This is a genomic window from Kribbella caucasensis (assembly GCF_004361855.1).
GTDB lineage: Bacteria > Actinomycetota > Actinomycetes > Propionibacteriales > Kribbellaceae > Kribbella > Kribbella caucasensis.
This window is the reverse complement of the sequence record NZ_SNWQ01000002.1, coordinates 542,792-558,428: the sequence shown is the minus strand read 5'-3', so window position 1 is coordinate 558,428 and position 15,637 is coordinate 542,792. Positions and strand designations below refer to the sequence as shown.

Below are 15,637 nucleotides of genomic sequence, written 5' to 3'. Positions count from 1 at the left end.
GTACCTTGTTCAAGGTTGCGGAATAACCTTGAACAAGCGACACTGAACCTATGGCCAGGGTCGAGTTGCACAGGTGGCCGGGGCACCCGGATGGGTTCACCCGGGCCGAGCGCCTGGGTGGGTCGTACGAGTTGTACTTCCCGGATCCGCTGGTGGGGCGGGAGTTCGACCTCAGCGCCGAGGTGCTTGCGGCGTTGGAGGATGCGGCGGGGGATCTGGCCAGGCTGGACGTGACGGCCGCGGTGCTGACGAACAGTGAGGCGCTGGCGCGGTTGTTGTTGCGGGCCGAGGCGGTCGGGTCTTCGCAGATCGAAGGGCTGGTCGTGGGGGCGCGGCGACTGCTGAGGGCGGAGATGTTGCGGGACAGCCCGCGGCATCACGATGTCACCGCGGAGGAAGTGCTCGGCTCGGTCGACGCGATGACGTGGGTGACCGACTCGGTCCGGGCCGGCGAAAAGCTCGAGGTGGAACACCTGCTCGAGGCGCACCGGCGGTTGATGGCGCACGCGCCGAACCCGGAGTACGGCGGTGAGGTGCGGTTCCTGCAGAACTGGATCGGCGGCCGCTCCCCCGCCGAGGCGTACTACGTCCCGCCGCCGGCGCACCTGGTCCCTGAGCTCCTGGCCGACCTGATGCAGTTCGTCCGGGATTCCCCGTTGCCGGTGCTGGCGAAGACCGGAATCGCCCATGCGCAGTTCGAGACGATCCATCCCTTTGCCGACGGCAACGGCCGGACCGGGCGAGCGCTGATCCACCTGATCCTGCGGGCCGAAGGACTGGTGGAGCGCACAGTCCCACCCGTTTCGCTCTCGCTCGCGACTCACGCGAGCCGGTATGTCGAGGCGCTCACCGCCTTCCGTCATGTTGGCAAGGCGACGACTCCGCGGGCCCGGGCCGCGGCGAACGACTGGCTCGTCCTGTTCTCGACGGCATGCAGTCGTGCGACCGAGGAGGCGTTCCGGTTCGAGCAGACCGCGGCCGAGCTGAAGGCGACCTGGCGGGAGCGGGCGGCTCCGGTCCGGGCCGGCTCGGCGGTCGCGTTGCTGATCGAGACCCTCCCGGCCGCGCCGGTGCTGACTCTCGCGGCCGCGGCGCAACTGATCGACCGCTCGCAGCAGGCGGCGAACCAGGCGCTGGCCCGCCTGGTGGAGGCGCGAGTCCTGCGGGAGCTCACCGACGGCCGCCGGAACCGCGTCTACGAAGCGCCCGAGCTGATCGACGCGTTCACCCTGCTGGAGCGCAGGTTCGCCAGCCCGGCAGCGGACACCAGGATCGAACGACCTAGCAGACCCGTACCGTCCGCACCACCACCGACACGCCCTGTTCATTGACTTTCTCCTCCCGCTCAGGACATGATTCGAACACATGTTCGAGAGTGTCGCCAAATCGGGGAGCGTGAGGATCTGTGATGCCGGAGCCGTTCGACTGGGACATCCTGCAGCGACCATCGGCGATGGCGATGGTGCGGGGTCAGCTCGGCTTCAGCTGGATGGTGTTGTCTGGCCGGCTCGCGAACCTCACCGACGAGGAGTACTTCTGGCGCCCGAGCAGCGAGGCGCTGACCGTCGTCCGCAGGCAGTACGCAGGGCGCTTCCGATCACTCGGCTCCGGTGAATGGGTGGCGCAGTGGCCAGACGAGCCGGATCACCGCGGCCCCCGCACGATCGCCTGGCTGATCGCCCATCTCACCGAGACATTCTTCGAGCGCTGGGAGTGGACCTTCGGCGACAGCCGGCAGGGCCGCGCCGACATCACCCTGCATGGCAACGCCCGCGACGCCGTCGCCTGGCTGACGCACTGGGTCGACGCCTGGCAGCAGTCGATCGCGGAGCTGGACGAGGAGCAGGTGATGACGGTTGGGCTGAGCCAGGCGACCGAACTGGACGCCTCCGAGCCGTTCGGCCATGTGGTGCTCCGACTGAACCGCGAGCTGATCCATCACGGCTCCGAGATCATGACCCTGCAGGATCTCCATGCTCTCGCCGCGTAGGGATCACAACATGTGCGACACGCGGTGTGTCGCTACCACTAGATGTCGTAGCCGGGACCTAGCATCACTACTGCTGGTGGTTCTGAGTGGCCGACACCACAAGATGTGGGCATTCAGAGGTAACAGGGGAATCCGGTGCAATGCCGGGACTGCCCCGCAACGGTGTGCGGAGGCCACTCCGCGAGTCCGACACCCTGCCATCGGCGCGCGTGCCGCCGGTGCGCGCTGTCCGAGACCTCGAGGGCGGGTCGCAGGGCGTGACGGCAGCAGTTCCGCAACTGGTCGGCTGGGCGAAGCCACTCGACCAGGGCGCGATCCAGACGCGCACGTTCGGCGTCGCCGGTGCTGTCCGTCCCGTCGTGCCCATGCTCCCGAGTTCGCGGACTCCCCGACTCGCGTGGAGACAGCGCTTGTGACCATCGTTTCGCCATCCCAACCGACTGCATCCCAACCCGCTGCAGGCCAACCGACTGCGGACCAGCCGTCGGCCGCAGAGATTCAGCTGACCGTCGTCCGCCGCGACGGCAACAGCACCGGCTTCGACGCGACCAAGATCTCGGTCGCGCTCAGCAAAGCGTTCCTCGCCGTCGAAGGACCAGACGCGGGCTCCAGCCACCGCGTCCGCGACCTCGTGACCGACCTGACCGACCGGGTGGTCGTGGCCCTGACCAGCCGGGGCGACGCCCGCCGGAGCGTTCAGGTCGAGGACATCCAGGACCAGGTCGAGCTCGCCCTGATGCGTGCCGGGGAGCATCAGGTCGCCCGGGCCTACGTGCTCTACCGCGAGGAGCGCACCAAGGCCCGTACTCCGGCCACCCCGGCGGGAGTCACCGAGCCGAGAGTGCTCACGGTCCGCACGGCCGACGGCAGCACCGCGCCCCTCGACATTGAGCGCCTCCGGGTGATCGTGAGCGAGGCGGCCGCCGGGCTCGACGCGGTCGACGCCGAGCTGATCCTGAACGAAACCCTCGGCGCCTGCTACGACGGCATCGCGCAGCACGAGGTGGAGCTCGCCCTCGTGATGGCCGCCCGATCCTCGGTCGAGACCGAACCGCAGTACAGCTATGCCGCCGCTCGGCTGCTGCTCGACCAGATCCGTCGCGAGGCCCTCGGCCGGGTTCACGGTGAGCCCCGGCAGGCGAGCCAGGCGGACATGAGTACGGCGTACCTGAGCTACTTCCCGCAGTACGTGCGGGTGGGCATCGAGGCGGGGATGCTCGACCCCGAGCTGGCCGCGTTCGACCTCGAGCGGCTGGCGGCGGCAATCCGGCCGGAGCGCGATCTGGACTTCGCCTTCCTCGGCCTGCAAACGCTCTACGACCGGTATCTGCTGCACATCGACAAGGTGCGGTTCGAGTTGCCGCAGGCGTTCTTCCTCCGGGTCGCGATGGGGATGGCGTTGCGCGAGGACGACCGCGAGGCGCGGGCGATCGAGTTCTACGAGCTGCTCAGTTCGTTCCGCTTCATGTCGTCGACGCCGACGCTGTTCAACTCCGGCACCACCCGGCCGCAGTTGTCGTCCTGCTTCCTCACCACCGTCCAGGACGACCTGGCCGGCATCTTCGCGGGCATCCGCAACAACGCCCTGCTGGCGAAGTACTCCGGCGGCCTGGGCAACGACTGGACCCCGGTGCGCGGGATCGGCGCGAAGATCCGCGGCACCAACGGCGAATCCCAGGGCGTCGTACCGTTCCTCAAGGTTGCCAACGACACCGCTGTCGCAGTTAACCAAGGCGGACGACGTAAGGGCGCGGTGTGTGCGTATCTCGAGACGTGGCATGTGGACATCGAGGAGTTCCTCGATCTGCGCAAGAACACCGGTGACGAGCGCCGCCGGACCCACGACATGAACACGGCGAACTGGGTGCCCGACCTGTTCCTGCAGCGGGTCGAGGCGGGCGGCGAGTGGACACTGTTCTCCCCCGACGAGGTTCCCAACCTGCACGACTTGTACGGCGCCGCGTTCGCCACGGCGTACGAGGAGTACGAGCGGCGTGCGGATCGCGGCGAGATCCGGGTGTTCCGCCGGGTCAAGGCCGTCGACCTCTGGCGGCGGATGCTGACCGTGCTCTTCGAGACCGGGCACCCGTGGATGACCTTCAAGGACGCCTGCAACCTCCGCTCACCGCAGCAGCACGACGGCGTGGTCCACTCGTCGAACCTGTGCACCGAGATCACCCTCAACACCACCGTCGACGAGACCGCGGTCTGCAACCTCGGCTCCGTCAACCTGGTCGCCCACCTCGCAGGGAGCGGGACCGGCCTGGACGTCGAGCTGCTCCGCGACACCGTGAAGACGGCCGTCCGGATGCTCGACAACGTCATCGAGGTGAACTTCCACACCACCCCTGAATCCGAGCGCGCCAACCAGCGGCACCGCCCGGTAGGCCTCGGCCTGATGGGGTTCGCCGACGCCCTCTTCGCCCTGCGCATCCCGTACTCGTCCGAGGCGGCCGTCGCGTTCGCCGACTCGTCGATGGAGCAGATCAGCTACCACGCGATCGAGGCATCCACCGAGCTCGCCGCCGAACGCGGCAGCTACCCGTCGTACGACGGATCGCTGTGGAGCCAGGGGATTCTCCCGATCGACTCCCTCGAACTGCTCCGTACGGCCCGCGGCGGCGACCTGGTCGTCGACACGGATCAGCGGCTCGACTGGGACGCCCTGCGGGAGAAGGTACGCCGCGACGGCATGCGCAACTCCAACGTCCTGGCGATCGCCCCGACGGCCACGATCTCCAACATCTGCGGGGTCAGCCAGTCGATCGAACCGGCGTACAGCAACCTGTTCGTCAAGTCGAACATGTCGGGTGAGTTCACCGTGGCGAACCCGTACCTCGTCGCCGACCTGAAGGCCCGCGGGCTGTGGGACCAGGTGATGGTGTCGGACCTGAAGTACCACGACGGCATCCTGACCCGGATCGAGCGGATCCCGGCCGATCTGCGCGAGCTGTACGCGACCGCGTTCGAGATCGACCCGCTCTGGCTGGTGAAGGCGGCGTCGCGGCGGCAGAAGTGGATCGACCAGGCGCAGTCGCTCAACCTCTACATGTCCGCGCCCTCCGGCAAGGCGCTGGACGAGCTCTACCGGTCGGCTTGGCGTTATGGCCTCAAGACGACTTATTACCTGCGTTCACAGTCAGCCACCCATGTGGAGAAGTCCACTCTGCAAGGAACGGACGGACGGCTCAACGCCGTACCCATTGCTCTTCCCGAGCCCACCGGAGCCGGCTGCTCCATCGAAGATCCCGACTGCGAGGCCTGCCAGTGACGACGACCAGCAACTCCCCCGCCCCGAACGCGTCCGACCTGACGGCGACCGGTCCAAACGCGACCGGCTTGGGCTCGATCGCGGTCGGCGCGTCCCGGATCGAGGTGGCCGACAAGGCGATGATCAACGCGCGGGCCGACGTGAACCAGTTGCTGCCACTGAAGTACCAGTGGGCCTGGGACAAGTACCTTGCCGCGTGCAACAACCACTGGATGCCGACCGAGGTGTCCATGCAGGCCGACATCGCACTCTGGCGGCGTCCACCGGGCGCGCGCGACGGGCTGACCGACGACGAGCGGCTGATGCTGAAGCGGAACCTCGGCTTCTTCGCGACCGCGGAGTCCCTGGTGGCGAACAACATCGTGCTCGCGGTCTACCGGCAGCTGACGAATCCGGAGTGCCGGCAGTACCTGCTCCGCCAGGCGTTCGAGGAGGCGGTGCACACGCACACCTTCCAGTACATCTGTACCTCGCTCGGCCTGGACGAGGGCGAACTGTTCAACATGTACCGCGAGGTCCCGTCGATCTCGGACAAGGACGCCTGGGCGCTGAAGTACACCCGGCACCTCGAGGACGGGAACTTCCATACCGGTACGCCGGAGGCCGACCAGGACTTCCTGCGCGACCTGATCGCGTTCTATGTGGTGTTCGAGGGAATGTGGTTCTACACCGGGTTCGCGCAGATCCTGTCGCTCGGGCGGCGGAACAAGATGGTCGGGATCGCAGAGCAGTACCAGTACATCCTGCGGGACGAGTCGATCCACCTGAACTTCGGCATCGACTGCATCAACCAGATCAAGCTGGAGAACCCGCAGCTGTGGACGGCCGCGTTCCAGGCCGAAGTCCGCCAGATGCTGACCGAGGCGTGTGAACTGGAAATCGCCTACGGCCACGCGACGATGCCGAACGGCATGCTCGGCCTGACCGCGGAGTTGTGCGAGCAGTACATGCACTTCATCACCGACCGGCGCGCAGAGCAGATCGGCCTGGCCCCGATCTTCGGCGAGACCCGCAACCCCTTCGGCTGGATGTCGGAGGTGATGGACCTGAAGAAGGAGAAGAACTTCTTCGAGACCCGCGTCATCGAGTACCAGACCGGCGGCGGCCTCAGCTGGGATTGATATCGGACGCACCTGGGGTGCCGGCAGTCACCATCCACCGGCACCCCAGGCAGGGTCACAATCGAGCCAAGTCGGACAACGCCGGTCCCGCACCGGCCGGTCCGACCTCGACTTCTACGGGTTGTCGGCGTGGGTGAGGGTCTCCCAGGCGTAGAAGTAGTTGGAGCCGGCCGGGCGTTTGCCTTCGGTGTAGCGCAGGGTTGTCGGCATCGGCATCCCCAGCCGGTTGTGGTAGTGGTTGTACACAACTTCGGTGACCGCACCCAGGCCCTTCTTGACCGTGCCACCGCACAAGTCAGCCGGAACAGGTGCACCGTTCTCGATCCTGGTGTGGAAGTAGAACCCGTCGGTCAACCGCTTCCGGACCTCGCCGTAGAGGTTGACGCCCTGATGCCAGGCCGTCTCGGCGACATGTGCGGCCGCGGTGAGACCCCAGCCGGTGTGGCCGAAGTCGCGGCAGGTCTCCTGGGACAGCCCGTCCGAGAAGGTCGACTGACCTTGCCAGTAGTCGACGATCTCTTCACGGGTGTCCAGCGAACAGGTCGTTGGCGCCTTCGGCAACGGCCCGTCGCTCTTCTGGTACACGTACCCGGGCACTCGGCCGCGCCAGATCCCGATCGCCTTGTCGAAGGCCGCGCGGTCGTCCAGGAACACCGCGATCCCGATCGCGGCGTCCATCATGATCAGTTCCCAGTTGCCGTTCTTGCAGCCGGCGCCGTTGCGGATCTCCGGCAGGTACACGTCCCGGAGCATCTTCTCGAAACGGTTCCGCTGCGCCCACGGACCCGAGTAGGTGTACTTGATCAGCTCACCGGTCCGTGAGAACGATGCGCCGGACCAGCCGGTCTGCAGCGGTGCGTTCGAGTTGGTGTGATCCGTCAGCACCGCCGACCAGGCATCCATGATCTGGATCGCCTTCTTGGCATAGCGATCGTCCTTGGTCACGTACCAGAGAAGCGCGTGGGTGTAGGCGGCGATCGCATCGTTGCGCTCGTCGGTGCAACCGTTGTTCGGGATCGAGTTGGACCCGCACTCGACGATCGCACGGGGCTTCGGGGTGTAGTCCAGCGACGCCGAGGCGCTTGCCTTCATCGCCTCGTACGCCGCGGTCTGCGGTTGGGCACCAGCCAGCACCTGCGAGCGCATGTGGTCGAGCTGGCCTTTGCTCACCAGTACGCCGGGGTGGTTGAAAGGTGCTGCGTTCGGCCGCTCGGGTGGTTCCGCTGCCTGGACGGGGACCGTCGTCGAGGCAGCGATCAGCAAGATGGACACGGAGAGAAGAAGTGGGCGGAGCAGTCGGATCATCGCTGTCTCCTTGAAGGGCGGTCTCCCGCTCACGGTGAGCGAGACGAGACCCACAGGAAGCTACCCAGCCCACACCTTTTAGTAAACCTTCCTAGCCAAATTATCCTATATCCGATCCGCCCCGCGGATTTTTCGTTGGCGCGACCAACAAACTTGCGCTATTGTTGGCGACACCAACGAATTGAGGAGACTCAAGTGATCGAGCCGTTCCGTATCGACGTCCCGCAGGCCGACCTCGACGACCTGGCCGACCGCCTCGCCCGGACCCGCTGGCCCGACGAACTCCCCGACGCCGGCGACGACTACGGTCTCCCGCTGCGCCGCATGCGCGATCTCGTCGAGCACTGGCGGACGGCGTACGACTGGCGCAAGCACGAAGCGCGGCTGAACGAGCTGCCGCAGTACACGACCGAGATCGACGGACAGCGCGTCCACTTCGTCCACGTCCGGTCGGCCAATCCCGACGCGCTGCCGCTGATCCTCACCCACGGCTGGCCAGGGTCGTTCCTCGAGTTCGTCCCGCTGATCGAGCACCTCGCACACACCTTCCACCTGGTGATCCCGTCGATCCCTGGCTTCGGCTTCTCCGGCCCGACGCACGAAGGCGGCTGGGGCTTCGAACGAGTCGCCAAGACCTGGGCGACGCTGATGGACCGCCTCGGCTACGACCGGTACGGCGCTCAGGGGGGCGACTGGGGTTCGGTGATCTCGCGCGAACTGGCCCGGATCGCCCCCGGCCACGTGGTCGGCGTACACCTCAACTACCTGCCGACGCCGCCCATCCCCGGGCTCGAGTTGTCCGGGCAGGACGAGATCCGGATGGGCAAGATCAAGGCATTGCTCGCCGAGCGGCCGGCGTTCCAGACGCTGATGGCGACCACCCCGCAGTCGATCGCGTACGGTCTGCACGACTCACCGACGGCGCTGCTCGCGTGGATCGGCGAGCGCTTCGACGAGTGGGCCGACCCGGCGTCCAAGCTCTCCGACGATGATCTGCTGACCAATGTGTCGCTTTACTGGCTCACCGGTACGGCGAACTCGGCCAGCCGGCTGCGGAAGGAATCCACCAACCCGGCGCCGACCTGCGACGTACCGATCGGGGTTGCCGTGCTCCCGCAGGACATCACCCAGGCGGTCCGCCCGATCGTCGAGCAGACCTACCAGGTGGTCCAGTGGACCGAGTTCGACCGCGGCGGCCACTTCGCGGCGCTGGAGGTCCCCGACCTCCTCGCGGCCGACATCACCAGCTTCTTCACGAAGCTCAAGTAAGAAGGGCTCGGCGCGGGGATGCGGTGGCTCGCGACCTCCTTGCGTCCGAAGGAGCGAGCGCTATGGCGCACGGTTCTTCGGACGCAAGGGATCAGGAGTAGGTGACGTCGAGGACGCCGACGATCTTGTCGAGGCGTGCGGCGACCCGGTTGGCGTCGAAGCCGTTGCCTTCCACGGTGACCTGGAGCTGGTTGTCCTCGAGGGACAGCGCCAGCTCGCGGACGTCGTACGGGTTGAGCTGGACGGCGATCCGCGCGAGCAGGCCGCGGGTCTCGACCACCCGGGCGGTGAAGACGGTGACCGTGCGCCCGGCCCGTTCCGGTACGTCGCCGTCCGGTCCGTCGCAGTCCGGTACGTCGAGGTCGGGTTCGGCGACGCCCAGGCTCATCGGACGACCTCCTTGTGGCGCAGCAGTCCGTAGGTGAAGCCGTCGACGAGGGCCTCCCAGGATGCCTCGACGATGTTGTGGCCGACCCCGACCGTTACCCAGGACGCCTCGCCGTCGTGGGTCTGGATCAGGACTCTGATCACGGCATCCGTCCCGTGCCCTTGGTCGAGGATGCGGACCTTGTAGTCGACCAGCTCGAACTTGTTCACCACCGGGTAGGCGCGCTCGATCGCCGTCCGCAGCGCGTGGTCGAGCGCGTTGACCGGGCCGTTCCCCTCACCGGTGACGACCTCGCGCTCACCGCCGGCCACGAGCTTGACCGTTGCCTCCGACACCGCCTCGCCGTCGGCGCGTGACTCGGTGATCACGCGCCACGACTCGACATCGAAGAAGCTCGCCCGGTATCCCGCGACCTCCTCGGTGAGCAGCAGTTCGAACGATGCGTCGGCGGCCTCGAACGTGTAGCCGCGCGACTCCATCTCCTTCACCCGGTCGGTCACCCGGCTGACCAGTTCACGGTCGCTGCCGAGGTCGAAGCCGAGTTCGCGACCCTTCAGCTCGACACTCGCCCGGCCGGCCATCTCGGAGACGAGCATCCGCATGTCGTTGCCGACCAGGGCCGGATCCGTGTGCTGGTAGAGATCCGGGTCCACCTTGATCGCGCTCGCGTGCAGCCCGGCCTTGTGCGCGAACGCGGAGACGCCGACGTACGGCTGGCGGGCCGACGGCGGCACGTTCGTCACCTCGGCGATCGCGTGCGCGATCCGGTACGACTCGGCCAGCTTGCCGGGCGGGAGCAGGTTCATCCCGCGCTTGAGTTCGAGGTTGGCCACGACTGCGAGCAGGTCCGCGTTGCCCGTCCGCTCGCCGTACCCGTTGATCGTGCCCTGGACGTGGGTGGCGCCGGCCTCGACGGCGGCGATCGAGTTGGCGACCGCGCAACCGGAGTCGTTGTGGCAATGGATGCCGAGCCGCGCGCCGGTGGTCTGCAGGACGTCCCGGACGATGTCCTGCAGTTCACGTGGCAGCGTGCCGCCGTTGGTGTCGCAGAGGGCGACGACATCGGCACCGGCCTCCGCCGCGACCCGGACGACCTCCAGCGCGTACGCCCGGTTGGCCCGGTACCCGTCGAAGAAGTGCTCGGTGTCGAGGAACACCCGCTGGCCGCTCTCGCGCAGGTGCCGAACCGTGTCGGCGACCATCGCGAGGTTCTCGTCCAGGGTGGTCCTCAGCGCGCGCTCGACATGCGCGTCGTGGCTCTTGGCAACCAACGTGACGACGTCCGCGCCGGAATCCCGCAGCGCCGCGACCTGCGGATCGTCGGCTGCCTTCGCCTCCGGCTTGCGGGTCGCACCGAAGGCGGCGAACGTCGCGTTTCGCAGGTGTAGTTCAGTCTTCGCCCGCTGGAAGAACTCGGTGTCCTTCGGCACCGCACCCGGCCAACCGCCCTCGATGAACCCGACGCCCAGGTCGTCCAGGTGCTGCGCGATGGCGATCTTGTCGGCCACGGACAGCGCCAGCCCCTCCTGCTGCGCACCGTCTCGCAGGGTGGTGTCGTAGACATGGAACTCATCGGGTCTGCTCATGGTCGCCTTCCGGGTGGGGGCTGGGGTGTCGCGGCAAACAAAAAACCTCCCGCCTAGGTGCGAGAGGTCTGCGCGCTCAGGTACTGCTTGCTGAGCGCGCCTAGCTAATGATGTTCCGGTGGTTCTTCATGACAATTGGCAGTCTGCCACAAGGCGTCCAGGACCCGGCGAATTGTCTCGAAACGCGAACATCCAGTACGCACACCAGTACTACGGCGTGCGCAAGAGTCCAGCTATTACGTGCTGAGGGACCGCCGTACTACGTGCGAGCGCCCCGCCGTACTACGCGCTGAGGGACCAGCCTGGATCGTCCCAGGCGGTGTAGAAGTCTTCGCGCTCGAGCGGGCGGAGACCCCATTCGTCGCGGTCGAGGGACCGGTCGGTGAGCATGCCTTCGTCGTCCTCGATCCGCTGCCACCAGTACCGGGTGATCGTGCCGTCCTCGGCGGCGCCGAGCTGGCGGACCACCACCCACTCGCGCTCGTGCCAGACCGCTTCGTAGAGCCAGTCGGTGCCCTGGTCGTCGGCCCTGGCCCCGAACGTCCGCGGCGCCGTCCCGCGATCCAGGTCGCGAATCAGCTCGACCGTCGCACGAACCGCGTGCACCGTCTCCGCCGACCAGCCGCGCCGATCGGCGAGCTCCGCGTAGTACGCCTCGACCTCGGCCGGCAAACCGCTCATACCTGCTGTCCTCACCCCTCGTTTGCGAGTGGTTCCGACCCTATCGAACTCCCCACCCCTCTGCGACCGGTTGCCCACAGCCCGCACCTGAAAAGATCCTGTGAACGTCACTCCACCACTCATCAAGTGCGCCGGGCCGCCGCTTCGCACGCTTGAGCGGTGTCGCGGGAGGCGGGTTCGCCGTGGTTGGTGAGTGGTGCAAGTACGGGCGTGGCAGGGTCCGGTCATCTGGCCCCGGGCGGCTGCTCGGGTGCCAATACTTCGGTGGGAGTCGCCCCACTGGAGGAACCGAATGAATTTCCACGATCTGCTCGCCGCGTTGCTGTCGGTGTTGCTGGCCTCGACCGGCACGACCACGCAGACCGATGACCCGCGTCCGCCGTGGGTCGTCACGATCAAGCCCGCACCCGAGAAGCCCACCACGAAACCGACGCCGACCAAGCCGACGACCACCAAACCGGCCAAGCCCCAGACGAAGAAGCCGGCCACCCGCAAACCCGCCGTCCGCAAGCCGGCACCGCGGAAGCCGGCCGTCCGCAAGCCCGCCCCGCGGAAACCGGCCGCCAAGAAGCCGGTACCGCAGAAGCCGGCACAGAAGCCTGTCCTCCCGGCCGGGTCGAAGCCGGCCGACGTGCTGAACCTGGCCAACTGGAAAGTCACCCTGCCGATCGGCGAGGACGAGAAGCCCACCGAGATCAAGCAGCCCGCCCTGGACGGCTTCGCCCAGAACCCGTACTTCGTTGTCCAGGGCAACGGCGTCCGCTTCCGCTCGCCCGTCGACGGTGTCACCACCGGCGGTTCCAGCTACCCCCGCTCGGAACTGCGCGAGATGACCGACGGCGGCCGGACCAACGCGGCCTGGTCCGCCACCGAAGGCACCCACACGATGGTCGTCGACACCGCGATCACCCATCTGCCGAACGACAAGCCGCACGTGGTCGCCGCCCAGATCCACGGCGACAACGATGTCACCGTGTTCCGGCTGGAGGGCAGCAAGCTCTACCTCACCGACGGCGACGAGCCGCACTACAAGCTGATCACCTCGAACTACCGGCTCGGCCAGCGGTTCCAGGCGAAGTTCGTGGTCAACGGCGGCGAGGTCAAGGCCTACTACAACGGCACCCAGGTCGGCACGCTGGAGGCGGACTTCGACGGCGGCTACTTCAAGGCCGGCGCCTACACCCAGGCGAACTGCGAGAAGTCCTCACCCTGCGACGCAAGCAACTACGGCGAGGCCGTCATCTACAACGTCACGGTCAAGCACAGCTGACCTGCTGACAACGTCCGAAGAACCGAGGCCTATGGCGCTCGGTTCTTCGGACGCAACGCTTCAGCAGATGCGGGTCATCCAGCCGTGGGGGTCGGCCGCGCGGCCGTACTGTACGTCGAGGAGGGCGCTCCGTACGGCGCTGGTGATCTGGCCGGCCTCGCCGTCGGCCACCTGGACCTCGCCGTCGTGCCACTTCAGCGAGGCGACCGGGGTGATCACCGCGGCGGTCCCGCAGGCGAACACCTCGCGGATCCGGCCCGAGGCGGCACCGTCACGCCACTCGTCGATCGAGATCCGCCGCTCGGTGACGTGGTACCCGAGGTCGGTGACGAGCTTGAGGATCGAGTCCCGGGTGACGCCCTCGAGGATGGTCCCGGACAGCTCCGGCGTGACCACCGAGTTGTCGTCGAACACGAAGTACAGGTTCATCCCGCCGAGCTCTTCGATCCACTTCCGCTCGATCGCGTCGAGGAAGGCGACCTGGTCGCAGCCCTGCTCGGCGGCCTCGGCCTGGGCGAGCAGCGAGGCGGCGTAGTTGCCGCCCGTCTTGGCCGCGCCGGTACCGCCGGGGGCCGCCCGGGTGTACTCCTCGCTCAGCCAGATCCGGACCGGCTTCACGCCCTTGGCGAAGTACGAACCGGCCGGCGACGCGATCACGCAGTACGTGACCTGGGCCGACGGGCGGACGCCGAGGAACGGGTCGGACCCGAACATGAAGGGCCGCAGGTACAGCGAGGTCTCGCCACCGCTGGGGACCCACGCCCTGTCGATCTCGATCAGCCGGCGCAAGGAGTCGAGGAACGCGTCCTCAGGCAGCTCCGGCAGCGCGAGCCGCCGCGCGGAACGGGCGAACCGGGCCGCGTTGGCCTCCGGCCGGAAGGTGTGGATCGAGTCGTCGGGGTGCCGGTAGGCCTTCATCCCCTCGAAGATCGTCTGGGCGTAGTGGAACACCGCGGTCGCGGGAGACAGCTCCAGCGGTCCGAAGGCGGTGATCCTCGCGTCGTGCCAGCCGTTCTCCTTGGTCCAGGTGGCGATCGCCATGTGGTCGGAGAAGTGTTGCCCGAATCCCGGGTTCGCCAGGATCGCGGCGCGCTGGTCGTCGCTGGCCGGTTGGGTGGTTGGCTCAACGGTGAACTGCAGATCGGCGCTCATGCCGGCACCTCGCTGGCGCTCGGTTCCGGCATGAGCGCGATGGCGGCAGTGTTTCTTGTTCGCTCGCTACGCTCGCTCATAGCCGCACCGTACCTCTTGCCGAAGTCGTCAGGCGAGCGTGTGACGGACACTCCGCGGCGCCCGGGCGGGGGTCGAGCGGGGCCACGTCATCACCCTGCCGCGCGCTTGGTGATCGCGTCGCCGATCTCCGCGGTGGTCCGCGGGGAGCCGGTGCGCTCCTCGATGTCGGCCGTCACAGCCGCCTCGATCGCGGCGGCCGCCTCGGTCAGGCCCAGGTGGTCGCACAGCAGCGCCGCCGACAGGATCGCCGCGGTCGGGTCCGCCTTCTGCTGTCCGGCGATGTCCGGTGCCGACCCGTGCACCGGCTCGAACATGCTCGGCGCGGTCCGGTCCGGGTTGATGTTGCCGCTCGCGGCCAGACCGATACCACCGCTGATCGCGGCCGCCAGGTCGGTGATGATGTCGCCGAACAGGTTGTCGGTGACGATCACGTCGAACCGGGCCGGGTCGGTGACCAGGAAGATGGTCGCCGCGTCCACGTGCAGGTAGTCCACCGTGATCTCGGGGAACTCGGTCGCCACCGCGTCGACGGTCCGCTTCCACAGGTGTCCGGCGTACACGAGGACGTTGTTCTTGTGGACGAGGGTCAGCTTCTTCCGCGGTCGCGCCTGCGCCCGGGCGAACGCGTCGCGCACGACCCGCTCCACGCCGTACGCCGTGTTGACGGACACCTCGGTCGCGATCTCGGCCGGCGTCCCGACCCGGAGGGCGCCACCGTTACCGACGTACGGGCCCTCGGTGCCCTCGCGGACGACGACGAAGTCGACCTCGCCGGGGTTCGCCAGTGGCGAGCCGACCGACGGGTAGATCTTCGACGGGCGCAGGTTCACGTAGTGGTCCAGCGCGAACCGGAGCTTGAGCAGCAGGCCGCGCTCGAGCACACCGGACGGCACCGACGGGTCGCCGACCGCGCCGAGCAGGATCGCGTCATGCTTGCGGATCTCCTCCAGCTCGGCGTCCGGCAGCGTCTCACCGGTGGCGTGCCAGCGCTTGGCGCCGAGGTCGTACTCGGTCTTGTCGAAGGTCACACCGTGGACCGCGCTCACCGCGTCGAGCACCTTGAGCGCCTCGGCGGTCACCTCGGGTCCGATCCCGTCGCCCCCGACGACGGCCAGTGTGAAGGTCTGCTGCGTGCTCACTTCTTGGGTTCTCCCCCGTTGTCGCGGCGGTTGATGGCTTCCTGAACGGCTGCTGCTTCCGGTCCGCTCTCGGCGTTCCTGCGGACCGGGCGGCGACGGCGGGCGGCCTTGCGCTCACGTCCGTCGATGGCCGGCCAGTTGTTCGGATACATGTCATACATGCTGTTGCTCCCGTCGAAGTCTGCTGATCGAGAAGGCCGACAGCTGCGGGCGGGGAACGCCTCGGACTCCGCGCCGGGTGGGTCGGCCTCAGCGAACCCCGGCGCGGCAGCGAATGAGACGTACCGCGAACTGCATGATGGGCCCGAACTTACTCTGACGTCCGACTATTTCGCCACAATGCGGGCAGCATGTCCCGAGATGTGAGATGCCGGTGACCGGACT

Annotated in this window: 13 protein-coding genes and 1 riboswitch; of the genes, 6 read left to right on the top strand and 7 right to left on the bottom strand. The window is 67.5% G+C overall.

Features of this window, described 5'->3' with window-relative positions:
* The first annotated feature begins 50 nt into the window (after positions 1-50).
* From EV643_RS06650 to EV643_RS06635, 4 genes are all read left to right on the top strand, one after another.
* On the top strand, positions 51-1,331 hold the full coding sequence (locus EV643_RS06650; protein WP_238165400.1) for a Fic family protein: 1,281 nt from the start codon (positions 51-53) through the stop codon (positions 1,329-1,331).
* Positions 1,332-1,408: 77 nt separating this feature from the next.
* Positions 1,409-1,990, top strand: coding sequence for a DinB family protein (locus EV643_RS06645; RefSeq protein ID WP_133799064.1), 582 nt, complete (start codon positions 1,409-1,411; stop codon positions 1,988-1,990).
* A gap of 60 nt (positions 1,991-2,050) precedes the next feature.
* Positions 2,051-2,206: riboswitch (cobalamin riboswitch) on the top strand.
* 196 nt (positions 2,207-2,402) lie between these two features.
* Positions 2,403-5,261: a ribonucleoside-diphosphate reductase subunit alpha gene (locus EV643_RS06640; protein ID WP_133799063.1), complete on the top strand. Its 2,859-nt coding sequence runs from the start codon at positions 2,403-2,405 to the stop codon at positions 5,259-5,261.
* A complete protein-coding gene (locus EV643_RS06635; protein WP_133799062.1) occupies positions 5,258-6,382 on the top strand; it encodes a ribonucleotide-diphosphate reductase subunit beta in 1,125 nt (374 codons plus the stop codon). Before EV643_RS06640 ends, EV643_RS06635 begins: the two co-directional genes overlap by 4 nt.
* A 114-nt stretch (positions 6,383-6,496) precedes the next feature.
* On the opposite strand, the gene EV643_RS06630 is transcribed toward EV643_RS06635, so the two are convergent.
* Positions 6,497-7,687: an alginate lyase family protein gene (locus EV643_RS06630; protein WP_133799061.1), complete on the bottom strand. Its 1,191-nt coding sequence runs from the start codon at positions 7,685-7,687 to the stop codon at positions 6,497-6,499.
* Positions 7,688-7,882: 195 nt separating this feature from the next.
* On the opposite strand from EV643_RS06630, the gene EV643_RS06625 reads away from it, so the two are divergent.
* On the top strand, positions 7,883-8,956 hold the full coding sequence (locus EV643_RS06625; protein ID WP_133799060.1) for an epoxide hydrolase family protein: 1,074 nt from the start codon (positions 7,883-7,885) through the stop codon (positions 8,954-8,956).
* Positions 8,957-9,047: 91 nt separating this feature from the next.
* Here the strand turns inward: EV643_RS06625 and EV643_RS06620 are convergent, their stop codons facing one another.
* From EV643_RS06620 to EV643_RS06610, 3 genes are all read right to left on the bottom strand, one after another.
* Positions 9,048-9,344, bottom strand: coding sequence for a hypothetical protein (locus EV643_RS06620; protein ID WP_238165399.1), 297 nt, complete (start codon positions 9,342-9,344; stop codon positions 9,048-9,050).
* Entirely contained in the window at positions 9,341-10,930 is a 1,590-nt protein-coding gene (gene cimA, locus EV643_RS06615; protein ID WP_133799059.1) for a citramalate synthase, read from the bottom strand. Before cimA ends, EV643_RS06620 begins: the two co-directional genes overlap by 4 nt.
* A 282-nt stretch (positions 10,931-11,212) precedes the next feature.
* A complete protein-coding gene (locus EV643_RS06610; RefSeq protein WP_133799058.1) occupies positions 11,213-11,611 on the bottom strand; it encodes a hypothetical protein in 399 nt (132 codons plus the stop codon).
* Positions 11,612-11,903: 292 nt separating this feature from the next.
* Here EV643_RS06610 and EV643_RS06605 point away from each other — a divergent pair, with 292 nt between their 5' ends.
* Entirely contained in the window at positions 11,904-12,881 is a 978-nt protein-coding gene (locus EV643_RS06605) for a polysaccharide lyase family 7 protein (protein ID WP_133799057.1), read from the top strand.
* 60 nt (positions 12,882-12,941) lie between these two features.
* Here the strand turns inward: EV643_RS06605 and EV643_RS06600 are convergent, their stop codons facing one another.
* From EV643_RS06600 to EV643_RS44035, 3 genes are all read right to left on the bottom strand, one after another.
* Positions 12,942-14,033 carry a branched-chain amino acid aminotransferase gene (locus EV643_RS06600; protein ID WP_133799056.1) on the bottom strand — a complete coding sequence of 364 codons (1,092 nt, stop codon included), beginning with the start codon at positions 14,031-14,033 and terminating at the stop codon, positions 12,942-12,944.
* Between the two features lie 170 nt (positions 14,034-14,203).
* Entirely contained in the window at positions 14,204-15,253 is a 1,050-nt protein-coding gene (locus tag EV643_RS06595) for a 3-isopropylmalate dehydrogenase (RefSeq protein WP_133799055.1), read from the bottom strand.
* Positions 15,250-15,414 (bottom strand): hypothetical protein, encoded by a 165-nt coding sequence (locus EV643_RS44035; protein ID WP_166665333.1) that lies wholly within the window; start codon positions 15,412-15,414, stop codon positions 15,250-15,252. The genes EV643_RS06595 and EV643_RS44035 overlap by 4 nt, the downstream gene beginning before the upstream one ends.
* Between the last annotated feature and the right edge of the window lie 223 nt (positions 15,415-15,637).